18 protein-coding genes are annotated in these 24657 nt (G+C 63.9%); 11 read left to right on the top strand and 7 right to left on the bottom strand.

Going from position 1 to position 24657, the window contains the following annotated elements:
* Window positions 1–81 precede the first annotated feature (81 nt).
* Together FA87_RS19900 and FA87_RS09950 are read left to right on the top strand one after the other, a co-directional pair.
* Entirely contained in the window at window positions 82–384 is a 303-nt protein-coding gene (locus tag FA87_RS19900) for a hypothetical protein (protein WP_052191274.1), read from the top strand.
* A 30-nt stretch (window positions 385–414) separates the two neighbouring features.
* Window positions 415–1770 carry a serine hydrolase domain-containing protein gene (locus tag FA87_RS09950; RefSeq protein ID WP_197062397.1) on the top strand — a complete coding sequence of 452 codons (1356 nt, stop codon included), beginning with the start codon at window positions 415–417 and terminating at the stop codon, window positions 1768–1770.
* Here the strand turns inward: FA87_RS09950 and FA87_RS09945 are convergent.
* On the bottom strand, window positions 1759–2412 hold the full coding sequence (locus FA87_RS09945) for a LysR family transcriptional regulator (RefSeq protein ID WP_043694258.1): 654 nt from the start codon (window positions 2410–2412) through the stop codon (window positions 1759–1761). The two genes, FA87_RS09950 and FA87_RS09945, sit on opposite strands and share 12 nt — an antisense overlap.
* A gap of 158 nt (window positions 2413–2570) precedes the next feature.
* Here FA87_RS09945 and FA87_RS09940 point away from each other — a divergent pair, with 158 nt between their 5' ends.
* Window positions 2571–3527 carry an NAD(P)-dependent oxidoreductase gene (locus tag FA87_RS09940; protein ID WP_081996550.1) on the top strand — a complete coding sequence of 319 codons (957 nt, stop codon included), beginning with the start codon at window positions 2571–2573 and terminating at the stop codon, window positions 3525–3527.
* Here FA87_RS09940 and FA87_RS09935 read toward each other — a convergent pair.
* On the bottom strand, window positions 3501–4700 hold the full coding sequence (locus FA87_RS09935; RefSeq protein ID WP_275041272.1) for an MFS transporter: 1200 nt from the start codon (window positions 4698–4700) through the stop codon (window positions 3501–3503). The two genes, FA87_RS09940 and FA87_RS09935, sit on opposite strands and share 27 nt — an antisense overlap.
* A gap of 119 nt (window positions 4701–4819) precedes the next feature.
* Here FA87_RS09935 and FA87_RS09930 point away from each other — a divergent pair, with 119 nt between their 5' ends.
* On the top strand, window positions 4820–5431 hold the full coding sequence (locus FA87_RS09930) for a TetR/AcrR family transcriptional regulator (protein WP_043694256.1): 612 nt from the start codon (window positions 4820–4822) through the stop codon (window positions 5429–5431).
* 164 nt (window positions 5432–5595) lie between these two features.
* Window positions 5596–7773, top strand: coding sequence for a TonB-dependent siderophore receptor (locus tag FA87_RS09925; RefSeq protein ID WP_043694255.1), 2178 nt, complete (start codon window positions 5596–5598; stop codon window positions 7771–7773).
* A gap of 39 nt (window positions 7774–7812) precedes the next feature.
* On the opposite strand, the gene FA87_RS09920 is transcribed toward FA87_RS09925, so the two are convergent.
* Both FA87_RS09920 and FA87_RS09915 read right to left on the bottom strand, forming a co-directional pair.
* Window positions 7813–8091, bottom strand: a complete 279-nt coding sequence (locus tag FA87_RS09920) for a hypothetical protein (RefSeq protein ID WP_052191272.1) — start codon at window positions 8089–8091, stop codon at window positions 7813–7815.
* 102 nt (window positions 8092–8193) lie between these two features.
* Window positions 8194–9006, bottom strand: coding sequence for a helix-turn-helix transcriptional regulator (locus FA87_RS09915; RefSeq protein WP_043694253.1), 813 nt, complete (start codon window positions 9004–9006; stop codon window positions 8194–8196).
* A 157-nt stretch (window positions 9007–9163) separates the two neighbouring features.
* On the opposite strand from FA87_RS09915, the gene FA87_RS09910 reads away from it, so the two are divergent.
* The 6 genes from FA87_RS09910 to FA87_RS09885 all read left to right on the top strand — a co-directional run bounded on the left by FA87_RS09910 (window position 9164) and on the right by FA87_RS09885 (window position 17631).
* Window positions 9164–9850, top strand: a complete 687-nt coding sequence (locus FA87_RS09910; RefSeq protein WP_043694252.1) for a class I SAM-dependent methyltransferase — start codon at window positions 9164–9166, stop codon at window positions 9848–9850.
* Window positions 9851–9888: 38 nt separating this feature from the next.
* Entirely contained in the window at window positions 9889–10563 is a 675-nt protein-coding gene (locus FA87_RS09905) for a hypothetical protein (RefSeq protein ID WP_197062396.1), read from the top strand.
* 145 nt (window positions 10564–10708) lie between these two features.
* Window positions 10709–11557 (top strand): glyoxalase, encoded by an 849-nt coding sequence (locus FA87_RS09900; protein ID WP_156128615.1) that lies wholly within the window; start codon window positions 10709–10711, stop codon window positions 11555–11557.
* Between the two features lie 194 nt (window positions 11558–11751).
* The gene (locus FA87_RS09895; RefSeq protein ID WP_052191271.1) at window positions 11752–15204 is read left to right on the top strand and encodes a response regulator; all 3453 of its coding nucleotides are present in this window, start codon (window positions 11752–11754) and stop codon (window positions 15202–15204) included.
* Window positions 15205–15218: 14 nt separating this feature from the next.
* Window positions 15219–16049: a protein-glutamate O-methyltransferase CheR gene (locus FA87_RS09890; protein WP_036117510.1), complete on the top strand. Its 831-nt coding sequence runs from the start codon at window positions 15219–15221 to the stop codon at window positions 16047–16049.
* Window positions 16050–16065: 16 nt separating this feature from the next.
* Window positions 16066–17631, top strand: coding sequence for a response regulator (locus FA87_RS09885; protein WP_043694240.1), 1566 nt, complete (start codon window positions 16066–16068; stop codon window positions 17629–17631).
* A 74-nt stretch (window positions 17632–17705) separates the two neighbouring features.
* On the opposite strand, the gene FA87_RS09880 is transcribed toward FA87_RS09885, so the two are convergent.
* The 3 genes from FA87_RS09880 to FA87_RS09865 form a co-directional block, all read right to left on the bottom strand.
* Entirely contained in the window at window positions 17706–20687 is a 2982-nt protein-coding gene (locus FA87_RS09880; RefSeq protein ID WP_043694238.1) for a TonB-dependent receptor, read from the bottom strand.
* A gap of 66 nt (window positions 20688–20753) precedes the next feature.
* Window positions 20754–23126: a TonB-dependent receptor gene (locus FA87_RS09875; RefSeq protein ID WP_043694235.1), complete on the bottom strand. Its 2373-nt coding sequence runs from the start codon at window positions 23124–23126 to the stop codon at window positions 20754–20756.
* A gap of 319 nt (window positions 23127–23445) precedes the next feature.
* Entirely contained in the window at window positions 23446–24645 is a 1200-nt protein-coding gene (locus FA87_RS09865; RefSeq protein ID WP_036112848.1) for an MFS transporter, read from the bottom strand.
* Between the last annotated feature and the right edge of the window lie 12 nt (window positions 24646–24657).

The raw sequence follows: 24657 nt of genomic DNA, 5'->3' as shown, positions 1-24657 counted from the left end.
CGTCGTTCACCGGGCGACGAAAACATCTGGGCGGAGGGTGTGGCACCATGCTTCGCACGGCACATCCTGAAGGAGCGGGTTTTGGCAAAACGTCTGTCGGTTGGCAAGCGCAGGCTCGGTGCAGCGCTTGGCGCATCACTCAGCATCTTCGTTGCCATCATGATCCCGACGACCGGGAATCTTTGGTCCATGTGCGGCATGTTGCTGCTCTGCTGGAACATCGCTTTCACGCCTGGCCCATCGATCGCGACGCCGTTGGGCGAAGTTTACGAGCGCGCGCGGGCCGGTAGTTTTCGCACGTCTACGACATCGAAACTCGTCAGCCTGGCGGGCATGCTTCTGATTATTGTCGGCACCTATGACACTTATGGGGCAGGGTGGTGAGGCATGGCGTTGCGAAGGAGCGCGATTAACGTGAGAAAGTTTTTGTTCGCAGCCATGATCGGCGGCGGCCTGATGCAGGCACACGCCCAGGAAGTACTGCCGGCATGGACGGCAGGTGCGGAAGCCATCGTGTCGTCTCTGGTGGCGACGTCGCCGGGTGCGAGCATCGTCGTTTCCATGCACGGCCACGAGGTCTACACGACGGCGCGCGGCCGCTCGAGCGTCGAACTGGGCGTGCCATTGTCGACTACGAGCGTGTTTCGTATCGGCTCGCTGACGAAGACCGTGACGGCGGCCACCATCCTCGAATTGCAAGCCCAGGGAAAGCTCGACCTCGACACTTCCATCTCGCGTTGGCTTCCATCATTTCCCCGCGCCGACGCGATCACGATACGCGAGCTTCTGTCACACACGTCGGGTGTCAGTGATGCATGGGACGCACCGCTCGCCGAGCCTATGGATACGGCGGCCCAGCTGAAGCTGATAGCGGCGACCCCACCCGATTTCGCAGCTGGAACCGATTGGCGCTATAGCAACTCGGGCTACATGATTCTCGGCGCGATCATCGAGAAGATCACGGGCAAGCGCTGGTTCGATGCGGAACGCGACCTGGTGCTGAAGCCTCTCGGCATCTCGGAGATAGCCTATCGAGGCGATGCCGATATCGTCCCCGGCCTTGCATCCGGATACACGAAAGATGAGCAGGGTAGCCTTGCTCGTCCGGTCCTTTATTCGATGACGGGTCCCGGAGCGGCGGGAGGGTTATCGGCCACGGCGGGTGGCGTGGCGAGGCTGCTGCATGCCCTGGCGACGGGATCCATTCCTGGTGCGGGTCGCTTCAGGCAAATGATCAGGCCTGCTCGTATTGGCACGGTTGAGCTGCCTTATGGCCTTGGCGTGGTGCCCGGAACGATTCGGGGTGTGCCGATCGTGGAGCACAGCGGCGGTATCGAGGGCTTCCTGTCGCACTACGTTTATGTGCCCTCGGCGGACCTGTCGGTCGCGGTGCTCGAAAACTCGGATGCGCCCGCAGTATCTCCGCGGTCGATGGCACGGCGACTGGCAGCGCTCGCGCTGGGAAGGCCTTACCGCCGGTTTGTTGAGATGGCGTGGACTGCGGAGCAACGCGAAGGCGTCGCAGGAAAATACGCTATTCCGGGCGGAGGCGTTCACGTGATGGAGGTCCGCGGCGGGTCACTGTGGATCCACCGTGATAACGGTCCTGCCAAAGCACTCGTTACATCGGTTGACGACGTACTGACCTATGCGGGTGATGGCATCGACTACGTGCACTTGCTGCGTGATACCCACGGAGCCGTCGTGGCGATCGAATTTCATGATGATGGGGCTGAAAGAGGCCGCAGGGAAGTGCGTCTACCCCGCTAACTTCTCCGTCGTGATGTCGAGCAGCGCCCTGAGACGATCCATATGCCTCAGGTCCTGGTGATAGCCCACCCAGATGTCGCGCGTCGGCGGGGCTTCACCTGCGTCGAGCAACCGCAGTCCGGGTATCGCGTCGCCTAACGGGCGTGGGAGCACGGCGATGCCTGCACCCTGAAGGCACATCTGGGCCTGCACGCTCCGGCTGGTGCTGGTGAATACGCGCCTGACCGCCGGATCGCGGCGCGAAAGGTCGAGCAACCGGTAACCGGCGATGAGTTCCGGGACGATTCCGGGATGGCGGCGTCCTGGCTCAGCGAAGACAGGTGCAAGCCCGTAGCTGGCGAACCAGTCCGCGGATGAGATGCGCAGGATGCCTTCGAGTTGCTCGCTGGCCCCAGCTAGCCGGCGCTCCATCGATAGCGCGGCATTTCCCATCGCTTCCGCGGCACGAAGCACATCGTCGCCGGCATCGGTGAGGACCAGCCCTTCGGAGGTCCTTCGAAAAAGCCGGTGGCCGGTTTCACTCTCCAGCACCTTAATGCGTCGGCCCACGGTGGGGTGGCTTACGCCGAGCTGGCGCGCTGCCCCGCCGAAGGAGCCTCCGCGGGCTACCGCGAGAAAGATCCGTACATCGTTCCACTCCACGGTATGGTTACGTACAAAAATGTACGTTCAATATGCGGGAATGTCGGTCGTTGGGCAACGAATCTGGCCGCACCATGGTGTTCCAGCCTCCATGGATTAATCGATATGAATTTGTGCGTGACCATTTGTGTACGTCTCGGCCCCGCCGGAGCGCTGCGATGAGGGTGGCCTGGATCGGGCTGGGCAGCATGGGTACCGCCATCGTTCCCCGCCTCGTGGCAGCCGGACATCGCTTGTCCGTATGGAACCGTTCGCGGGAAGCGATGGATGCGCTGGACGGCGTTGAAAGGCTCGAGCGAGCGGCGGACGCGTTCGGGCACGATGTGGTGATCAGCATGCTTGCCGATGATCGTGCGGTCCGCGACGTCTTGATCGAGAGCGGTGCCATTTCACGTGCTGGCAGGTCCACGATCCACATCGTGATGTCGACGATTTCGCTGGCGCTCGTGCAGGAACTCAAGACCTTGCATGACGAAGCCGGGATCCCTTATGTCGCCGCGCCTGTCTTCGGCGTACCGGCGGTGGCAGCTGCCGGAGCACTCAATATCCTGGCTGCGGGATCGGACGAAGCGATTGCATCGGTCCAGCCCTTGTTCGACGTGATGGGTAAAACCACGTGGCGTCTCGGTGCGGATCAGCGTATGGCGCATGTTGCGAAGATCGCCGGCAACCTGATGATTACCCAGGCGATCGAGTCCATGGCTGAAGCGACGGCGCTTACTGAAGCGTACGGCTTATCGGCGGACGTCTTCCTTAGCGTGGTAACGCAGACGATGTTCGCCAGTCCGAGCTATCAGCGATATGCGCAAAATATCGCCCGCAGCTCGTACGAACCGGGTTTTAAACTTTCCCTTGGACTGAAAGACGTCAATCTTGCGCAGGAGGCGGCAAAGGACGCGGCACTCGAACTCCCCGCGATGAGCGTCGTGCGTGAAAGCCTTTCGCGAGCCGCGTCCTCCGGTCTCGGTAACGAGGATTGGTCCGCGCTCGCGAAAGTCGTACGTGGGGAGGTAAGCGGGGAGAGCGCTACCGTGACAGATGAGTGCGGTGTGCGCGGGGCGGGCAGGGCCGCCGTGCCGCCATGGCCCTTAGTGCGCGATGACCGGCCCGGATGACTGCCGCGCCCCTGGCGGGAAGCCGTGAGACCGTGCCGCGAACGCAATCGACAGTGCGGCGAGCGCGAGGACCAGCGTGGCCCACGGAAACGACACCGCTCCGAAGTGATCGAGCAGGACGCCGCCAAGCAGGCCGCCGCCGGCGATCGCGCTGTTCCAGGTCACCACGTTCATCGACAAGGCGACATCCGCCGCATCGCCTGCCGCATCGGCGAGGGCGGTCTGCAGCAGGGTGGCGGCACCGCCGAAGGTCAGTCCCCATACGGCGACGGCCGCGCATACCACACCGGGCGATCGCATGCCGAAGCCCAGCGCGAGACATGTCGCCGCGAAGACGGCGAGACTGCCAAGAACGGAAGGCCGCAGACCCCGGTCCACGGTACGACCGGTCGCGTAGATGCCTGCCAATGCCGCTACGCCGAAGACGAGAAGCAGCTTGTCCAGGTCTCCCAGCAGGCCGGAAGGTGTCGCTAACGGAGCGATGTATGTGTAAAGGATGTTGTGTCCGAGCATCCAGGTGAGCACGACGCCCAGGACAGGGCGCACACCGGGCATGCGTAGTACGGCGCGCAGGGTGTGCGATGACTTGGCTGGTTGCCCAGCGTAATCAGGGACCTTCAGTAGCACCCACGCGATCAGCACGAGCGTCAGGCCGGACATGCTGCCGAAGGCCCAGCGCCATCCGATGGCGGCCCCCAGCCACGTTCCGACCGGCACGCCCAGCGCCAGTGCGATCGGGGTACCCACCATCGCCAGTGCCATCGCCTTGCCTTGCTGGGCGACGGTGACCATGCGTCGCGCATAGCCTGCCAGCAGGCTCCATGCGAGACCGGCCGCGGCACCGGCGGAGAATCGGGCGACCAGTGTCAGCGTAAAGCTGGATGACCACGCCGTAAGTGAGTTGAAGACGAGGAAGCCAACGATCGACAGGAGGAGCACGCTGCGCCGCCGCCAGTTCTGCGTCGCGACGGTCAGGGGAATGGCCGCGATCAACGAGCCCGCGGCGTAGGCCGTCACCGTCTGTCCGGCCGCGGAAGCATCGATGCCCAGACCGTCGCCGATCTGTGGCAGCAGCCCGGCGGGAAGGGTCTCCGTGACGATGCAGGTGAAGCCGGTCATCGCGAGGGCGAGTAACGCGGCTATGGGGAGCTTGGGGTCTGAGGGCTTTGCCACCGGAATTCCTGAATTGATCGAGTTGTGTATCAGTCGATACAAAAGTAGGCGGTGGCGGTCTCGTGGTCAAGGACTTCTGTATCGAGTAGTATATAAATCATCCAACGGAGGACCTTTCGATGGCTCAGATGGGGCGACCGCGCGGCTTCGATCGCGACGCCGCGGTAAAGCAGGCGATGCACCTGTTCTGGGAGCGTGGGTACGAATCCACCTCGCTGAACGACCTGAAAGCAGGTATCGGCGGCGGGATATCGTCGCCAAGCCTTTACGCGGCTTTCGGTTCGAAGGAGGGTCTGTTCCACGAGGCGGTCGAGCTGTATCTCGCGACGCACGGGCAGGTCATGGAATGCCTGTGGGACGCATCGCTGTCGCCACGTGAGGCCATCGAACAGTCGCTGCGTCGCTCAGCGCGCATGCAATCCGAGCGTGGCCATCCGCGCGGCTGCATGATCGCGCTGGGGGCAATGGGCGCCTGCTCGCCGGAGCACGCCGACACCGACAAGCCGGTAAAAGCCGCACGTGAACGGAATAAGGCGGGGCTGCTCGCCTGCGTGAGACGCGGCATCGCACAAGGCGACTTTCCCGCGGAGCTGGACGCCCAGGCAACCGCTATGGCGCTTTACGGCTTCCTGCTGGGCATGTCGACCATGGCGCGTGACGGCGCGTCGCGCGCCATGCTGGAAGGCGCGGTGAGCCGGATGATGGATCTCTTAGGACCGGCACTTAAGTAGCTTCTGCAAAGAAAGCTTAGTTTTTGCTGATGCGAATGCATTCGATTTGCGTTAAGATCTCGCCGCGAAACGATGAGCCAGCCCTGCGGCAAGCCCTAGTCGTCACATGAATCGGGACGGCAAGACGGCCGTTCCATGGGTTTTGCTTGCCTGGGGTTTTTGCCATGTTTCATCGTTCATCGAGCCAACTGCGGCTGACTTTGCTTTGCCTTGCCCTCAGCGCGGCGCTGCCCGCGATGGTCCACGCCGAAACGGCCGTTGAGGACGCCGACAAGGACGCCAAGGACAAGAAGACGACCACCCTGGACACGGTCAACGTGAAGGGCCAGGCCGTCTCGGTGTACACGACGGACCAGACCAGTGCGACCACGCGCCTGCCGCTGACCCTGCAGGACACCCCGCAGTCGATCAGCGTGATCACCGAGCAGCGGATCAAGGACCAGAACCTGACCAACCTGCGCGACGTGCTGGACAACACCACGGGTGTCTCGTCCACGGCGTACGATTCCGAGCGCGTCGTGTTCTGGTCGCGCGGCTTCCAGATCGAGAACATGTCGTACGACGGCGTGCCGATCGCATCCAGCCTGAACATCAGCTCGGCCGACTCGTCGCTGGACACCTCGATCTATGAGCGTGTCGAAGTGATACGCGGTGCGACCGGTCTGCTGAGCGGCGCCGGCAGCCCGTCGGCCAACATCAACTTCGTGCGCAAGCATGCGGACAGCCGTACGGCCGAAGCCGATGTGAGCGTCAGCTACGGTTCCTGGAATACCCAGCGCGAGACCGTGGACGCCTCCGTCCCGCTGAACAGCTCCGGCAGCGTGCGCGGCCGCTTCGTCGCGGCGCATGAAGACGGCGACTCGTATCTCGATCGTTACCATACCCAGAAAAACGTGGCCTATGGCGTCATCGATGCCGACCTTGACGACAACACCACGCTGAGCGTGGGCTATGACTGGCAGAAGACACGTCCGACAGGCGTCACCTGGGGCTCGTATCCGGTGTACGACGACGCCGGCGGTTTTATCCAGTGGCCTCGCAGCTTCTCGCCGGCGGCGGACTGGACCCACTGGAACAACACGACGCAGACGGCGTTCGTCGACCTGAAACACAGCTTCGACAACGGCTGGCAGCTGCACGCGATGGCCAGCCACCGCAAGACGGATGCGGACTCCGCGCTGTTCTACGTCTACGGCTGGCCCAACCGCGACACGGGTGAGGGCATCACGCCGTACGCGTATAAGAGCTACCAGCGCGGCAGCCAGAACAATGTGGACCTTTATGCGTCCGGTCCGTTCAGCGCCTTCGGTCGCGAGCACGAACTGGTGGTTGGCCTGACCGACTCGCACTATCGGACCGATTACTTCGACTACCCGCATGGCGACCTGCCGGACGTGGGTAATTTCCTCCAGTGGACAGGCGACTATCCGTATCCGGATTTCTCGTCGTCGAGCGAGCGAGTGTCGATCGCCCGGACCGAACAGAGCGGCGCGTATGCCGCGGCGCGCCTGTCGCTGGCTGACCCACTGAAGCTGATCGTCGGTGCACGCTATGCCAGGTGGAAAAATGACACCAACGACAGCACGGCGGGGATCTATCACGAGACCGCCAGCAAGACGATCCCGTACGCCGGCCTGATTTACGACATCACGCCGACTTACTCCGCGTTCGTCAGCTACACCCAGATCTTCGATCCGCAGAACAACCGCAAGGAAGACGGCAGCTTCCTCGAGCCCGTGCTGGGCACGAGCCGCGAAGTGGGCGTCAAGGGTCGCCACTTCGATGGTGCACTGAATACCTCGCTGGTCTTCTTCGAAACCCGGCAGGACCATGTGGCCGACGCGCTTACGGGCGTCTACCTGCCGGACGGTATCACCCAGGCTTACCGGTCGGTCGACGGTACGAAGTCGCGCGGCTATGAGTTCGAGGCATCCGGCGTGCTGTCGCGTGACTGGAACGCGACGCTCGGCTGGTCGCACTTCAACGTGAAATCGCCGGACGGCGGTGCGCTGCGCCCCTCGTTGCCACGCACGCTGGTTCGCCTGTTCACCTCGTACACGCTGCCGGACGCATGGAGCGGGCTCACCGTGGGTGGCGGTGTGAACTGGCAGGGTCCGTCGAAGGCGTATGTCGACGGTGCCAGCGGGCCGAACATCCTACGCCAGTCGTCAGTGACGCTGGTCAGCGCGATGGCCCGCTACGCCTTCAACGACCGCGCATCCGTGCAGTTCAACGGCGACAACCTCCTCAACAAGAAGTACTTCGTGCTCGACGATTCCAGCGACCTGTATTACGCGCCGGGCTCGACCTGGACGCTGTCGTTCAACTACAAGTTCTTCTGATAGAACGTCTCGACAAGCCGGAGGAAGATCGCCGGCTTTTCAGCTGCCCATGCGGGAGCGGATGGCCGACTGAATCTGCTCCAGCGTGATGTAACCGCGATGTTCGCTATCGATGTCGTCGAAGTGCTCGGCAATCCGCGGCATACCCGCTTTCGCCTCGTCCCGGGTCAGTTTGCCATCGTGGTCCTTGTCCGCCTGGTTGAAACGCTGTGTCAGCTGGGCCATGGCCTGCTGCGCGCGACCGCCGGCTTCCTGGGGCGAAGCGATGGCGAAGGTCGGGACAATCATCAGGCAGGCGGTTACGTAGAGGTATCGCATATCGGCTCCTCGGGACGTGGCGGTATGCCTCGTCGTCGGGAGCAGGTTAGTCACCGGGTGCGTTGCGTATGTGTCGGAAGCGGCGAAGCTTGTTTCAAAACGTTACCGGCGCTCAGCCATGTAACGCCCCGGGGACGTTCCCAGCGCCTTGCGGAACATGGTTACGAAACTACCGGCGCTTTCATAGCCGAGCCGCTCCGCGACGCTCTGAACGGTCGATCCCGTGCCAAGCCACCTGACGGCCAGCATCAGGTGGATCTGCTGGCGCCAGCGGCCAAAGCTCATGCCCGTTTCCCGAGGAAGGATGCGGGCCATGGTTCGTTCACTGAGTCCGACGCGAGCGGCCCAGCTATGCATCGTGCCGCGGTCGGCGGGCGCGGCCATGATCATCGTCGCGATTGTGCGCAAGCGGGTGTCCGTGGGCATAGGCAGGTGGAGGTTGCCTGTCGGCATCGCCGCGATTTCGTCCAGCAGCAGCGTTACGACGTGCGATTCGATCCCGCCCTCGGGATAGAGCAGGGGGAAGCTCGCCGAGCGGATCATCAGCTCGCGCAGCAGCGGGGAGACCGCGATGGAGCAGCATTCGGCCGGCATGTTCGCCGTCACCGCCGGATCGATGAAGAGCGTATAGCCTTCGAGTCGGCCGGCGATCGTGATGTTGTGCAGCACGCCGCCGGGTACCCAGATGGCGTGCTGGGGCGGCACCGTCCAGAGGCCGCTCTCGACTTCGCAACTGGCGATGCCGCGCACCAGCATCATGAGTTGCGCCTTCCGGTGCCGATGAAAATCGGTCTCGATCGGGCTCAGGTTCTCGGCGACGACACCGAACGTGATGGCGGGCCGGGGAACGTCATCAGGTTCGATCCATTCGGCATTCTCGGCGCCGGGCGTGGGCGAGTCGGTAAGGATCGGCATGCGATGGGCCTGCGCCCGGTCCGGGTAGTGGTGGCAGGAATTCCAAACATTCTGGCGTTCTTGCGCAATGGCAGCAAGCTCGTCGCGGCCTAGGCTGTCCGTCGATGGCTGCCGGGCTCTCCGGCAGCAGCTCACCCTTATCCGGAGAACCGGCAGCATGGAAACCTTGAGCACGGGGCGTGTCGCTGACACGCTGGCACGTCTTTTCGCGGAAGCGGAGCTGGCGGATCGCCCTCTGATGGAGCGGTTTGCGGAGGTCGAGATCGACGATGCGTTCTTCGCGCAGCAGATCGCGCTGGAGCAAAACGACCTGCGCGGCGTCTACCAGGGTTACGCGGAAAACTTCCTCAACGTGGCGCCTGAATATGGACGCTTCCTCTATCAGTGTGCGCGTGCCAGGCGAGCCACCCGGATCGTCGAATTCGGGACATCGATGGGCGTATCGGCCATTTATCTGGCCGCCGCATTGCGCGACATGGGTGGCGGTCAGCTGGTGGGCAGTGAGATCGAGCCGGCCAAGGCCGAGCGAGCGCGTGCGAATCTTGCATCCGCCGGACTCGCGGAGTTCGTCGATATCCGGGTCGGCGATGCGCGCGAGACGCTGTTGGACGTGGGTGGCCCGATCGACATGGTGCTGCTCGATGGCGCCTTCAGCCTCTATCTGCCGATACTCAAGCTGCTCGAACCTCATCTGACGTCGGGGGCGGTCATACTGGCGGAGAACGCCTTCGATCACGGCAACGACTACCTCGACTATGTGCGCGATCCGACGCATGGCTACCTGTCACAGCCCATCCCGGTGAGCGAAGGGCGGGGCAACGAATATTCGGTGTTCGTGCGATGACGGGGCAGCCCGGCCGGTTCGGGAAGACGCTGATCCGCATGTTCATGAAGCAGGCGCAGGTGACCGCGGTCGAGACTCTTGCGGGCGGATTCCATTTGATTTCGCTGCAGAGCGACGCCTTCAGAGACGTGGCGTGGGCACCCGGGCAAAAAGTGCAGGTCGCCATGGGATCCGCGTTCACGGCCCGAACCTTCACGCCCGTCGACTGGAATGCGATATCGGGAAGAACGAGGATCGTGGGCTACGCGCACGGAGACGGGCCTGGCGCTCAGTGGCTTCGGAGTGTAAAGCCAGGTGCGCCATGCGATGTTTTCGGCCCTCGTGCATCCCTCGATCCGAGCGGTGTGCAAGGCGAGCCCGTGGTATTCGGTGACGAAACCTCGATGGGTCTGGTGTATGCCCTTGCCCAGCGGTTCCCCCATCAGAAACTGCACGGCATCCTGGAGGTCAGTCACGCAGCCCGTGCCGGTGAGGTCATCGCCCGGATGGCGCTCGAGGGCGTGGAAATTCACGAGCGTTTGCCGGAGGACGCCCATTTCCCGGCCGTAGAGCGCCGCTTCGCCGCGCTGGCCGCCACACCGGCCAGCTTTGTTCTTACGGGCAAGGCGACATCGATACAGCATGCCAGCCGTGCGCTGAAGGCACTGGGTGTGTCTCGGGCGCGCATGATGTCTAAGGCGTATTGGTCCCCCGGTAAAACGGGCCTCGACTGACGTTGGCGAATTCAATCGCACGGCGTCCTCGTGCGATAGCGGGATGCTGGAATCGTGTGTGGAGCAGGACGCAGAATGAGGTCTTCGTGCCTTCTGCGACTCGCCCCCGGAATCCATCATGCGATCACACGTTCTTCTTGCCGCCATGGCCCTGTTCGTCGCTCCAGCCTCGTTCGCCGCGACGCAGGATTATTCGGTCGGGCCGCAATATGACACGACGCACGTCTATGTGGCCCCCGGCGACGTCGACGCGTTCGTGCGGAGTTTTGCCGCGACATTCGGCGGTCAGTCCACGCCGCAAGCCGTGGTCACTGTCACTCCGACGCCATCGTCGACGTCATCTCAGCTGGTGAAGAGCCCCGTGGGCGCGATCTCCGTATTCGGCTTCCGCACACCGGTGCCGTATCCGTTCGGGCTGGAGCGCACGGGTTATCTGGTGACCGATCTGGATGAGGCGGTCAGGGCGGCCAATCATGCAGGCGCCGCTACGCTGGTGGCTCCCTTCGACGATCCCATCGGTCGCGACGCGGTGGTGACGTGGCCGGGCGGCGTAAACATGCAGCTCTACTGGCACACGAAGAAATCCGAATACACCCCACTGGAGCACGTGCCCGAGAACCGCATCTATCTGCCGGTGCAGTCGGCTGACGGTTTCGTCAAGGCGTTCGTCGCTTTCGCGCATGGCAAGGTCGTATCGGACGAGCGTGCCGCTCCGGTGGCGGATATCGGCGGGAAGAGCGGCGTGTTCCGTCGTATCCGTATCGAATCGGGATACGGCAAGGCGACTGTGCTGGTGACGGATGGGCACCTCGACTGGCCCTATGGCGCGGAAACCACGGGCTACGAGGTCGGCGATCTGGACGCGACGCTGGCACGTGCGCGCGACAATGGCGTAAAGGTCCTGGTCGACATCCATGCGGAAAGGGATCGTCGCGCCGCGATGCTGCAGTTCCCGGGCGGCTACGTCGCGGAAGTGCACAGCGCTGCCAGGTGATCGGGTGCCCGCGATTCGACGGGGTAACATGCCAAGGCCATGACGACTTCCGGATGGATCGTCGTGAAGAGGGTGTGAAAAATGACCTCCCGAATCGCTTGCACACCGGCGCTTTGGCAACACATGGTGGGCGAGACTGGCGGGACCGTCATGATATCTTAGGCAGCTAACAGGGCGGCTTTGGACAGGGCGGTATGACTTCTCAGGTTTCCGGCGCATCGCGGTCACGCGCGGTGGACCAGCGCACATCGCTGGCACTTATCGTCGTCATCGTATTTTTCCTCGTGACGGGTCTGCTTGCCTGGCAGAATATCCGGAGCATCCGCGACAACAACGAGAAAGTCATTCACTCCCAGCAGACCGTCACGGCGCTGAGTGAGATCCTTTCCAGCGCGCAGGATGCGGAGACCGGACAGCGTGGGTTCCTGCTCACCGGCAACGATCGCTACCTCGAGCCCTATCGCGCGGCTGTCGCGGGCGTACCCGCCCGACTCGACACCGTGCGCGAAGCCCTCAGGGACAATCCGGCGCAGCTTGCCCGGCTGAAGGAAGTCGGCGCCCGCCTGGGCGACAAGTTCGCGGAACTGAAAACCACGATCGAGCTGCGTCAGACGCAGGGCTTCGATGCGGCCGTGGCGGTGGTCAACAGCGACCGGGGCAAGGCCGCGATGGATGCCATCCGGTCGCAGCTGGGCACCATGCAGACGGAAGAGCTGGCACTGCGCGACAAGCGTGTCGCAGAAATGACCTCCGCGTACAGCAGTGCGCTCACCAGCGGTATCCTCAGCGCGCTGCTCGGCGTCGCGCTGACGGTGGTCGTGGGCGTGCTGATCCGTAATGCCTCGCGGGCGCGTCAGCGCAGTGAGTGGCTGCAGGCCGGCCAGCTGGAACTCGCCAGCGTAATGCGCGGTGACCAGGGCACCGACGAACTGGGTGCGAACGTTCTCGCCTTCCTGGCCCGCTTCCTCAATGCGCAAGCCGGCGCATTGTTCGTCAATGCCGCGACGTTCTTCGAGCGGATCGGTGTGTACGGGCTTGCGCCAGGGCATGACACGGTCGAGCGTTTCCTGCCCACCGAGGGCTTGCTCGGCCAGGCGGCGGCGGAACAGCGCATGCTGGTGGTCAATGACGTGCCGGACGGTTATCTCTCCGTCGGCTCGGCACTGGGCAAGGAAAAGCCCCGCCAGCTCGTGATGCTGCCCGTCCTGGTGGACGGTGAGGTCAACGGCGTGCTGGAACTCGGGTTCTTCCGTCCGATCGACGATGACGCGCTGACGTTGCTCGACGAGGTGGCCTCGGACATCGGCGTTGCGCTGCGGTCGGCGACCTACCGTGCCGAGTTGAGCCGCCTGCTCGAAGAAACGCGGCGGCAGTCGGATTCGCTGCAGCATCAGAGCGAAGAGCTGCGCGCTTCCAACGAAGAGCTGGAAGAGCAGAGCCGTGCTCTCAAACAGTCCCAGCACGAGCTCGAACAGCAGCAGGCGGAACTGGAACAGACCAACGCCCACCTCGAAGAGCAAGCCAGCCAGCTCGAAGTGCAGCGCGACGACCTCTACCGCGCCAACGAACAGATCGAAGCCAAGGCGGAGGAAGTCCAGCGTGCCAGCCGCTACAAGTCGGACTTCCTGGCCAACATGTCGCACGAATTGCGGACGCCGCTGAACTCCGCCCTCATCCTGTCCAAGCTGCTCGCGGACAATCCGCGCGGGAATCTGACGGAGGAGCAGGTCAAGTTCGCCCGTACGATCCATTCGTCGGGCAACGACCTGCTCACGCTGATCAACGACATCCTCGACCTCTCGAAGATCGAGGCGGGCCATATCGCCATCCAACCGGAGCCGTTCGCGGTCGACCGGATGGTCAATGGCCTCATCCCGGGTTTCCAGCCGATCGCCGAGCAGAAGGGGTTGTCCTTCGAAGTGACGATGTCGCCGGGTTGTCCGGCTGTGCTGGATACGGATCGTCAGCGCCTGGAGCAGATCCTGCGCAACCTGTTGTCCAATGCGTTCAAGTTCACGGAAGAGGGCGGCGTACGCGTCGACGTATCGGCCGGTACGCAGGGCGATGTCGTCTTCACGGTCAGCGACACCGGTATCGGCATTCCCATCGAGCAGCAGCGGCGTATCTTCGATGCGTTCCAGCAGGCCGATGGCACCATCAGCCGCAAATACGGCGGCACGGGCCTCGGCCTGTCGATCTCGGTCGAGCTTTCGCGGCTTCTGGGCGGCGGCATCACCGTGGAGAGCGAAGTCGGGCAGGGCAGCACATTCATCCTGACCCTGCCACTCAGCATCGCCGATGCCGGTGTCGACGCCGCCGCCAGCAGCGCGTCACCGGCGCGTCCTCGCATCGCCGCGTCGGGCCAGGGTCATGCTCCGCCGCCTCGTGTCGAAACCCCCGCTCCCGCGCCGACCATCGTTCCGCGCATCCCCGACGATCGCGAAGACGAGGCCGATAACCGCCGCGTCATCCTGGTCATCGAAGACGATGAGGCCTTCGCGAGGATCGTGCTGGATCTGGTTCGCGAGATGAACTTCCGCGGCCTGGTGGCTACCAGCGCGCAGGAAGCGCTGGCGCTGGCGAGGAAGTTCCTCCCGCATGCCATCGTGCTGGACGTCGGCCTGCCGGATCAGTCGGGCCTCTCCGTGCTCGATATCCTCAAGCGCGACGTGCGCACGCGCCATATTCCGATCCATGTCGTGTCCGCGGAGGACCATTCGCACGCGGCGTTGTCGATGGGCGCCATCGGCTACCTGATCAAGCCGGTTCGCCGCCCCCAGCTGGTCGAAGTCCTGGACAAGCTGGACGCCCGTCTGTCTCGCGACGTGCGACGTGTCCTCGTGGTCGAGGACGACGACGTGCAGCGCGACGCCATCCGCAGTCTGCTTTCGACGGCGGACGTCGAAACCGTGGACGCGGGCACGGCGGCCGAATGCCTGGAGCTGCTCAAGAGCCAGACCTTCGACTGCATGGTGCTCGACCTCTCCCTGCCGGACGCGTCGGGTCTGGCCTTGCTGGAAACGCTCAGCGCCGAAGGCATCTACGCCTTCCCGCCGGTCATCGTCTATACCGGGCGCGACCTCACGGCGGAAGAAGAGTCGCGCCTGCGCGTCTATTCCCGCTCGATCATCATCAAGGGCGCCAAATCGCCCGAGCGTCTGCTCGACGAGGTGTCGCTTTTCCTGCACCAGGTCGTGACCGATCTGCCGGCCGAGCACCAGCGCATGATCCAGGAAGCCCAGCACCGCGACGCCGTGCTGGAAGGCCGCCGCATTCTGGTCGTCGAGGACGACGTGCGTAACGTCTACGCGCTGATCAATATCCTCGAGCCGCGCGGATGCGTCCTCACGGTCGCACGCAACGGCAAGGAGGCGATCGAGGCGCTGAACAAGGCGGCGGATGTCGACGGACAGCCGATGGACCTCGTGCTGATGGACGTGATGATGCCGGTCATGGATGGCCTGACCGCGACGCGTCATATCCGTAGCGACTTCCGCTGGAAGAAGCTGCCGATCATCACCCTGACCGCCAAGGCGATGCCGGACGATCAGGAAACCTGCCTGGCGGCGGGGGCCAGCGACTACATGGCCAAGCCGCTCGACGTCGACAAGCTCCTGTCTCTGGTCCGTGTGTGGCTGGCGCGATGATTTCGCCCGTGGAAATGACCGATCGCGTCGAGGCGATCGAGATCGACCTTCTGCTGGAGGCGCTGTACCAGCGCTTTCACTACGATTTTCGCGGTTACTCCAAGGCGTCGGTCAAGCGGCGTCTGAAGCAGCTGCGCGAAAGGCTGGGCTATCGCACCTATTCAGCGATGCTGGAAGGCCTGCTTCACGACCCCTCGGTCGTGCCGCAGGTGATCAGCTACCTCACCGTCCAGGTCAGCGAGATGTTCCGCGATCCGTCGTACTTCCGCGCGCTGCGGGAGCATGTCGTGCCGCACCTGCGTACCTATCCCTCGCTGAAAGTCTGGGTCGCCGGCTGCAGCAGCGGTGAAGAACTCTACTCGCTGGCCATCCTGTTCCGGGAAGAAGGGCTCGAGCAGCGCACGATGTTCTATGCGACCGATATCAATCCGGGTGCCCTCGAGGCCGCGTCGGCCGGCGTCTACAACCTGGACCGGATTCGCGGGTTTACCGAGAACCACCAGCAATCGGGCGGCCGGTCCTCGCTGTCCGACTACTACACGACCGGATACGGCAAGGCGACGTTCGATCGCAGCCTGCGCGAACGCGTGGTGTTCTCGGACCACAGCCTGGTCACCGATGCGGTCTTCGGGGAGATGCACCTCATCTCGTGCCGCAACGTGCTCATCTATTTCGACAACACGCTTCAGGATCGTACGCTGAAGTTATTCAACGACTCCCTCATTCGCAGGGGATTCCTGGGGCTCGGGTCCAAGGAGAGCATCCGCTTCTCCAGTCAGGCCGCCGCGTTCCAGGATTTCGTGCAGGGCGAGAGGATTTACCAGAAGACTTCCGACGATGCTTAAAGACACAAGTACCGCTATGAGCCCGGTTTATTTCCTGCTCGTCGACGACCTCGAGGACAATCTCCTCTCGCTGGAAGCGCTGCTCCGGCGCGAAAGCCTCGTCCTGCTGAAGGCGCGCTCCGGCGAGGAGGCGCTCGAGCTTTTGCTGGTTCACGACGTGGCGCTGGGCCTGCTCGACGTGCAGATGCCCGGCATGGATGGTTTCGAGCTTGCCGAGCTGATGCGCGGCAACGATCGCACTCGGCATGTGCCGATCATCTTCCTGACGGCGAGCACGGCGGACAACCAGAGAAAGTTTCGTGGATACGAGGCCGGTGCGGTCGATTTCATCCAGAAGCCGATCGAGTGGGACATCCTGCGCAGCAAGGCCAACGTGTTCTTCGACCTCTACCGTCAGAAGCAGCAGATCGCCGACCAGCGCGACCGGCTCGAAGCCTATGCCGAGACCCTGACGCGTTCGGACCGCTACAAGGATCAGTTCCTGGCGATCCTGGCGCACGAGCTGCGCAATCCGCTGACCCCCTTGCGCATGGGACTCGACGTGCTTCGTGGGCATCCCGCGCGGGAGCGCACCGAACAGATTCACGGCGTGATGGATCGGCAGCTGGTGCATCTCGTACGGCTGGTCGACGACCTGCTCGACGTATCCCGCGTGAGCCAGGGGAAGATCGCGCTGCAGCGGACGAAAGTGCGGATCGCCGACATTGTCGAGGCCGCGCTCGAGGCAAGTCAGCCCTTCGTGGATGGGGGCAAGCACGCCCTGCGGGTCGACGTCGCCGATACCCCCATGTGGATCAACGGCGACAAGACGCGACTGACCCAGATCGTCGGCAACCTGCTGAACAATGCGGCCAAGTACACGCCGACCGGCGGCTCGCTCGCCGTGGATGCCACCCGTGAGGGTGACGAGGCGGTGATCGTGGTGTCCGACAACGGCATGGGCATCCCTCCGGCCATGCAGGCGAATATCTTCGAGCTCTTTACACAGGTCGGTGAGCACCTGACCCGTTCACAGGGCGGGCTCGGTATCGGCCTTGCGCTGGTGAAGCAGCTGGTCGGCATGCACGAGGGATCGATCTCGGTCAGTAGCGAAGGCGAGAACCAGGGCAGTCGCTTCACCGTTCGCCTGCCGCTTCTGCCGATCGGGCAGCCGGCTGACCGCGTCCTGTCGTCGGACGACCGGGGCGCGAACGACGAGCGCCTCAAGGTCCTCGTCATCGACGACAACGTGGATGTCGCCGAGACGATCGGCTGGTTGCTTCAGGAGATGGGCCACGAACACCATGTGGTGCTGGATGCACGGCTGGCCCTCGACGCGGCGCACGCGTTTCAGCCCGACGTGGTCCTGCTGGACGTCGGCATGCCGACGATGAGCGGCTACGACGTCTGCCGCGCATTCCGTCAGGATGCCTTGCTGAAGCACCTTCCGATCATTGCCCAGACGGGCTGGGGTCAGGCCAACGATAAGGCGGCTACCGCCGAAGCCGGCTTCAACCATCACCTCGTCAAGCCGGTCGGCGCCGTCGATTTGCGGGATGCACTCGCGCTGGTGACCGACCCGGCCCGGAACGTCGTGGTGTAGGACCGTGCCTGCGCGCGAAACCGTGTGGACCGGGTTTCGCGAGCAGGCGCGATCCTGCATGGCGCCCTTTGCTGCTAGTAGTCATAGCTCACGCTGAGGCGCACATAACGCGGCACCTGCCTGACGACCGCCTGACCGTACTGTGGATCGGCCACGCCAGGGTCCGTCTGCGAGTACGGATACCTGTTCAGCGGCCGCTGCTCGTTGAAAGCGTTGAACACGCTGGCGGTGAAGGCAAGCTTGCCTTCGCCGAACGCCGGTTTGTAGGTCGTTCCCAGATCGAGCTGGCGGATCCACGGCAAGCGGCCCTGCTTGCCGGGCGGTGACGCGACGCCGTCGCAGTAATGGTATGACCCGCCGTACTTGCCCGGATCCGTATCGTCGGGGCCGTAATAGCCCAGGCAGATTTTCGGCGATCCTGAGGTGAGGCTCAGGTTGGCCGATACGAGCCATTCGGGGGTCAGCTGGTAATAGCCATACCATTTCAGCTGATGCGTGTGGTCGTTGTTCGTCGGGCCGTTGGTGTTTTCCATGATGTAGCTGTTGTCCCAGTCCTCGCTGGTGGACGCCGCCGTCTGCTGGAGATCGGAACGGAGCTGCCCCTCGGTGTTGCCGTAGCTGCGCGAGAACACGTAGTCGACCTTGCCGTACCAGCGACCGTCGAACGGATGCTCGAGGAAGCCTTCGAGCGAGTAGTAGCGACGCTTCAGTCCCTGAAAGCCCAGCTCGTTGTTGCTCAGCGGTACGCTGACGAGCCGGCCGGAGGCGTCGCTCACATTGAACGTATTGGCCCGGCCCGGATTGAACAGGTAGCAGCTGTTCGTGGTGGTCACGTCGTAACCCAGTTCCGCCGCCTTGGCGACGATGCGATCGGTATCGCAGTAATCGTCGATGGCGCTGCGCAGAATCCGCTGCGTAAGCTTCGCCCCGTAGACCCAGTCGTGCCCCAGCGTCCTGGTAAAGCCGAGAATGAACTCGTCCTGATACTCGGACTTGAGGTTGCTGGCGGTCACGGTGCGTGGATCGGGCAGCACGCCGTAGTAGTTGTTCGACGATACCGGCTGCGAGAACGAGGTCAGCCCGGTCGGCAGGCCCTGCGCATCGATACCGCCATAGGTAAAGTACTGCGAGGTACTGAGCGATGCGCCAGCGGCGTTGAGGCCTGGGTTCAGCGGCAGGCCGAGGTAGTAGCGCCCCGCGTTGCCGTACACCTTGAAACTGGAATCGCCGTTCACGTCCCAGCTGAAGCCCAGACGCGGTGCCCACTGAGGACGATGCTGCGTGACATAGGCATCGCCGTCGCGGTTGTAGTTCTCGAACTGGTCGTTACGCAGGCCCAGCGACAGCAACCACCGATCGTTGACCTGCCACTTGTCCTCGACGTACTGGGCCCTCTGGTCGGCGCGCACGTTCGCGAGCGAACTCACGACGTGGCGTACGACGTAGTAGCCGCCCTGGCCGTTGACGACGCCGCCCGTGGCCGGCACACCGAGACCGGTGGAGATCGGCGTATCGGGATCGGCCTGGCCGTAAGTCCAGTAATAGCCAGGGCCCGAGGCCTCGGACCCCTGATCGAGAGCTTTCGTTACCTGGTTGTCGATACCGGCGCTCAGGGTGTGATCGCCCAACACATACGTGATGTCGAACCGTGTGTTGGTGCTGCGTGTACCTCGGCCCGGGTTCGTGAGCGTCGCGAGCGTCTGGTTGTTGCCGATCGGCGAGCCGCCGTTGAGCGCCGGGTTCTGGTTGATCAGTCCGCTCGCGTAGGTCAGGCTTTCGTCGTACGAGCCCGGCTGGTCGTACTGGTTGAGCTTCATCTTGCCGTAGAGCGCGGAGACGGTCAGGTTGTCGGTGATGTAACCGGTGTATTTGCCGGACCACACGTCACCACCGGTCTTGATGTTGTCGTCGGCGCCAATGCGCTGACCACGGCTCAGTGCGGAGTAGTCGTAATCGTAGATGGTGCCCTGCGTCTCCCGCTTGCTGGAGGCACTGGTGAACTCGAGGATGTGATTGTCCGTGATGTTCCAGTCGATCTTGCCGTACCAGCTTGGCGAGCCGTAGCGGTACTGTACATCGGGTTTCGTGCTATCCACGGCGTTATGTGTCGAGCCTTGCTCGCGCGTGAACTCACCTGCGAGGAAGAAGAACAGCTTGTCCTTGATCAGCGGGCCGCCGACGTAGCTGCTGACCGTGGTTATCCAGTCGCGGTCCTGCCGTCCGGGCTGGTAAAGGCTGCCGGCGACGGGCGAGGAAGGCAGGCCGTTGGTGTAATAGGTGTTCGCCGTTTCCGAACGCGCAAACGCCGGTTCCCAGAGCACCTGTCCGCCGAAATGCCACTCGTTGGTACCGCGCTTTCCCACCTGGTTGATGACACCGCCGTCGGAACGTCCGTACTGGGCGCTGTAACCGCCCGTGTAGACTTCCTGCTGATCGATCGCTCCGTAGGGCAGGGAGATACCACCGAGTCCGCGCTGTGGATCGGTCACGTTATAGCCGTTGATGTAGTACGCGTTCTCGCTGGCGGCGGAGCCACCGAAGCTGTTCAACGACGCGCCCGTCGGCCCGGTATAACCGCCGGCATTGGAGATCACGCCGGGAGCGAGCCGGGCGATTTCGTCGGCGTTGCGAGCCAGCGGAAGCTTCGAGAGCTGATCGGCGTTGATCACCGTGCGCGAATCCACGGCGGTCACGTCGATGTCCGGAAGCCGCGAGGCGTCGACCTTGACGCCTTCGAGGTCGGAGGTCGCCGCACCGAACGAGACATCCGTCGACGCGCCCACGCGAAGGCCGATGTCCTTGCGCGTTTCCACATCGGCGCCGTTGCGCCGCAGTGTCACCGAGTAAGTGCCCAGCGGCAGCTGGCTCGCGCTGTAACGTCCCTTCGCGTCGACACCGACTTCGCGGGTCAATCCATTGCCGCCCTGTACGACGACCGTCGTACCTTGCGCGTCGTTCACCTGGCCTGAAATGGCACCGGTGGTTGACTGCGCCCATGCCCCATGGTTACCGATCGCCGCGATCAGCGCCGCCGCCAGCAAGTGCCGGCGCATCATGATTCTGAATTGCACGTTCTAGCGTCCCCTGAGTGGTCTGAAAGCCTCTGTAGGCCCGGAAAACGGTCACCAGCGATAGGCGACACGCGTGTACAGATACCGTCCGCTGTAGCCGAACGGCGAGTAATCGGGATACGGCCAGGTGCCTCCCACGGCACCGTCGCTGCCGCTCTTGTATTTCCGCGGGTAGACGTTGGTAAGGTTGTCGACGCCTGCGGTGAAGGTCCATCCATGCGTCGCGTAGCTCGTGGAGAGATCGAGCAGCCAGCGCGCCGGAAACACCTGGTCGAATCCGGGGTTGCTCACCGGATCCTGGTTGACGGCGAACTGGCCGTAGCGGGTGAGCGCGCTGTGGACGCTCCATTTACCCAGCGCGTAGTCGGCGCCAAGGGCGACCTTGTCGCGTGGCGCGCCGTTGGTGATGTAGCCCTGCGCGATGTGCCCGACGCGCACCAGTTCCAGCCCGCTCTCGGCCAGCGACGCGGGATTCGGCGCCACGGACAGGATCGAAGTGTGGTTGCGGTTGTAAGCCGCCGTGAGCTGCAGCTTGCCCGCGTTGCCGAAGTCGATGCGATAGCCGCTGCTCAGGTCGATGCCCCGGGTGCGCGTCTTCAGGGCATTGGTGAAGTAGCTCCCGCCCTGGATGTTGGCGAAACCTTGTCCCTCCAGGTATGCCTGCACCGGGTCGCCGACGAGGTTCTCCGACGGCACGATACGGTTACCGATGGTGATCTGGTACAGGTCGAGTGACAGCGTCCAGGTCCCCGGCGCATACACGGCACCCAGCGTGTAGTTATGCGACTTCTCCGGCTTCAGTGGCTCGGCGCCCAGCGCGCGCGCCACCGGGTCGCTCACCGCGAAGTTTCGGATCTGCGTCGGCACACCGCCGATCACATTGGTCGACGTGGTGGTGTAGTACTGCTGAGGAAGCGATGGGGCGCGGAAGCCGGTCGCCGCCGTGCCGCGCAGCGCGAAGCTGTCCGTGGAGTCGTATCGCGCGGACAGCGTTCCCGATGTGGTATTGCCGAAGTCGCTGTAATCCTCGTGCCGGATCGCCAGCGAACCGCTCAGCTTGTCGGTAATCTGATTCTCCAGGCTGACGTATTCGGCCACGTCGTGGCGGCTGTGCTGTCCCGCATCGGCGGGCTGGAAGCCGGGGAAGCCTTGCGAGCCCGTGCCAAAGTACGACGCCGGGTCGCCAGCCTCGATCTCATATTGCTGGTGCAGGTACTCGAGCCCGAAGGCGAGTGTCACGGGACTATTGAGCCAGCTCACGTCGAGGTCGCGGGCGATGTCGACGTCGAAGGCTTTCTGAGTGGCAATCAGGCGACCTGCGTTGAAGCGGGTGGGGCTCGCGGCACCGAGGTCGACGTTGAGCGTGTGGATCGGGTCGATACTGACGCGGTCGCGTCCGTAGTTGCCGCTGATATCCCAGCGCCATCCACTCGCGGTGGTGCCGCGCACGCCGGCGACGACGGCGCTGTCGATCGAGCGGACATCGTTGAGCGGGAGGTAGCCGTTGGGGTAGATGGAGCGTACGTTGCGTGCGCTGTCGTAGGTGCGGAACAGGGCAGGCGAGGTACCTTCGCGGCTGCTGGTACTGGCGAAAGCATAGAAGTCGATGTCCGGCGCCAGCGCGTACTGCACGTTGAGCAGCGCCTGATGGGTGCTGATGTCCGGCTCGCCGATGCGCTGCGTCTGCTGGCCGTAAACAGGCGAAGAAGGATCGCGATAGTCGCGGCCGCCACGATTCGTGGCGTCCGCGTGCCCCTGCACGACGCTCAGGCGAGCGAAGCCTTTGTCACCGCCCAGCGGCACGCCAAGGCTTGCCTCACCTTGCCACTGTCTGCCGTCGCCGGCGCTCGATCGTCCCGCGGTGATGCTCGCTTCGTTGGTGCCGTCGCCCGCGGCGCCCTTCAGCACGATGTTGATGACGCCAGCGATGGCGTCCGATCCGTACTGAGCGGACGCACCGTCACGCAGTACTTCGATGTGATCGATCGCCGAGATCGGTATCGAGTTGAGATCGGCCGGTGCCGAGCCACGACCGAGCGCACCCTGCAGATTGAGCAATGCGCTCGTGTGCCAGCGCTTGCCGTTGACGAGCACCAGGGTCTCGTCGGGTGAGAGACCGCGCAGCGCCGCGGGGCGCACGATGCCGGAGCCGTCGTTGCCCGGCGCACGCGGGAAGTTGAGTGACGGAGCGAGGCGCGACAGCACCGCGCCGAGCTGCGTATCGCCGAAGGATTGCAAGTCCTGCGCCGACACCACGTCGATCGGCGAGAGCGAACTGCTCTGGCTCCGGTTGACCGAGCGGGTGCCGGTCACGACCACGGTCTGCAGCCTGGCGGCGTCTTCCTGCGCTTCGGAAACGGGAACGTAAAGACTGGCTGCGATGACGACGGACAGCGACAAGCGCGCGGGCAGGGCATGCCTCATGAATGAATTCCTGGATTTTACGGACGGCGACACGTCAACGCGGCGGCAGGCTGCGCGTGGCACAGTGGGGCGATCGGAGGGGGTGGGTCCGCCGGTCAGGCGGAAGCGCGCAGGGGCGCTACAGGATCAGGCGAGGCGACAACAGCAACACGCACCGATCGACATGGCGATCGGGTGAGGCGTGTGGGTTGACTGCGGCATGATCAAGATGGGTTTACCTCGAAGGACGTCCAGAAGTCTGGGCGTTTAGAAGTCCGAATGGTGAACCCATGCTGGTGCAGTGCGTTTCGAATGTCAACTAGCCGCAAACGGCGAAGCTTCAGCCGGGGCTGGGTGCGCGAACGTGGCGGCGTTGCAGCACGATCCAGCCGATGGCGGCGGTCGTGAGTACGAGGATGGTCGCGCTGTACAGGTTGACCGCGGCAATCAGTCCTTCGTGCTGCACGACGAAACCCAGAGCGATGGCGGGTGCGCTGAATGACAGGTAGCTCTCGATATAGAACACGCCCATGAGGTGGCTGCGCTCATGCGGCGCGGCGAGGGGGAGTACGGTGCGCAACGAGCCCAGGAAGGCGCTGCCGAATCCCGCGCCCGCCAGCACCGAGCCCGTGAGCAGACCGGTCGTGCTTCCGTGTACCGCTGCCCAGCGGATGCACGCCGTGCCGGCGGCAAGCAACGTGGCACCGGCAAGCAGGGCATGCAGTGCGTGCCGCTTCATCGCCAGCCATACGGCGGCCGCACCGGTCAGCGTCAGCAGGGCCACGCTCGCGCCGCCGAGCCACAGCGAGGAAGAATGCGATGCCTGCGCGATCAGCGTCGGCATGAGTGAGAGGTAGAACGCGCCAAGCATCCACAGCGCGATGTTCAGGGGCGATACCGCCAGCAGGGCCGCCCGTGCGCTGGGCGGCACGCTGACTCTGGGGCGCAGGCTGGCAAGAACGCCTGGCCGCCGCACGACCGTTTCGGGGGTGCGCCACGTGAGTACCGCGCAGAGGATCAGGAGCAAACCCATCACGGCATAGACCAACGACAGGGGCGCGGGGGCCAGCTGGGCGAGGGCGGTGCTGCCCAGCGCGCCCGCGGCGAGGCCGACCAGGGGAGCGATGCTGTTGAGATCCGGGCCGCGTCTGGGATCCGTGTCCATCAGGGCCGCGCCGAGCGTGCTGGCGGCGAGGCCGGTCGCCGCGCCCTGGACCGCCCGCGCGAGCAGCAGGGCGGGCGCCGAACCGGCGATGATGAAGAGCAGCATGGATAGCAATTCCAGTGCGATCGCCATGCCAATGACCGGGCGCCGCCCCAGATGATCGGACAGCCGGGCCCCGGTCAACAGCGCCGCCAGCAAGGCGATCGCGTACATGGCGAACACGGCGGTGAGCCAGGTCGCGGAGAAGTGCCAGGTCTGCTGGTAGACGCGATACAGCGGCGTGGGCGCCGAGGACGCCGCGAAAAACACGAGCAGCGTCAGGCCATGGGTCAGCAGCGCACCGGTCGTGCTGGGTGTCGTACGGGGCGAGGACATGCGATACTTTCC

The organism is Luteibacter sp. 9133 (assembly GCF_000800155.1).
GTDB lineage: Bacteria > Pseudomonadota > Gammaproteobacteria > Xanthomonadales > Rhodanobacteraceae > Luteibacter > Luteibacter mycovicinus.
Note: the sequence above shows the minus strand (reverse complement) of the source record. Positions and strands in the feature narration are given on the sequence as shown.

Bases quoted from the DNA above. Each gene is read 5' to 3' on its own strand.
- FA87_RS09900 (WP_156128615.1), top strand. From the start codon at position 10,709: ATGGCCCTGTTCGTCGCTCCAGCCTCGTTCGCCGCGACGCAGGATTAT.
- FA87_RS09880 (WP_043694238.1), bottom strand. From the start codon at position 20,687: ATGATGCGCCGGCACTTGCTGGCGGCGGCGCTGATCGCGGCGATCGGT.
- FA87_RS09865 (WP_036112848.1), bottom strand. From the start codon at position 24,645: ATGTCCTCGCCCCGTACGACACCCAGCACGACCGGTGCGCTGCTGACC.
- FA87_RS09925 (WP_043694255.1), top strand. From the start codon at position 5,596: ATGTTTCATCGTTCATCGAGCCAACTGCGGCTGACTTTGCTTTGCCTT.
- FA87_RS09890 (WP_036117510.1), top strand. From the start codon at position 15,219: ATGACCGATCGCGTCGAGGCGATCGAGATCGACCTTCTGCTGGAGGCG.
- FA87_RS09885 (WP_043694240.1), top strand. From the start codon at position 16,066: ATGAGCCCGGTTTATTTCCTGCTCGTCGACGACCTCGAGGACAATCTC.
- FA87_RS09895 (WP_052191271.1), top strand. From the start codon at position 11,752: ATGACTTCTCAGGTTTCCGGCGCATCGCGGTCACGCGCGGTGGACCAG.
- FA87_RS09920 (WP_052191272.1), bottom strand. From the start codon at position 8,091: ATGCGATACCTCTACGTAACCGCCTGCCTGATGATTGTCCCGACCTTC.
- FA87_RS09940 (WP_081996550.1), top strand. From the start codon at position 2,571: ATGAGGGTGGCCTGGATCGGGCTGGGCAGCATGGGTACCGCCATCGTT.
- FA87_RS09930 (WP_043694256.1), top strand. From the start codon at position 4,820: ATGGCTCAGATGGGGCGACCGCGCGGCTTCGATCGCGACGCCGCGGTA.
- FA87_RS09905 (WP_197062396.1), top strand. From the start codon at position 9,889: ATGTTCATGAAGCAGGCGCAGGTGACCGCGGTCGAGACTCTTGCGGGC.
- FA87_RS09910 (WP_043694252.1), top strand. From the start codon at position 9,164: ATGGAAACCTTGAGCACGGGGCGTGTCGCTGACACGCTGGCACGTCTT.
- FA87_RS09915 (WP_043694253.1), bottom strand. From the start codon at position 9,006: ATGCCGATCCTTACCGACTCGCCCACGCCCGGCGCCGAGAATGCCGAA.
- FA87_RS09875 (WP_043694235.1), bottom strand. From the start codon at position 23,126: ATGAGGCATGCCCTGCCCGCGCGCTTGTCGCTGTCCGTCGTCATCGCA.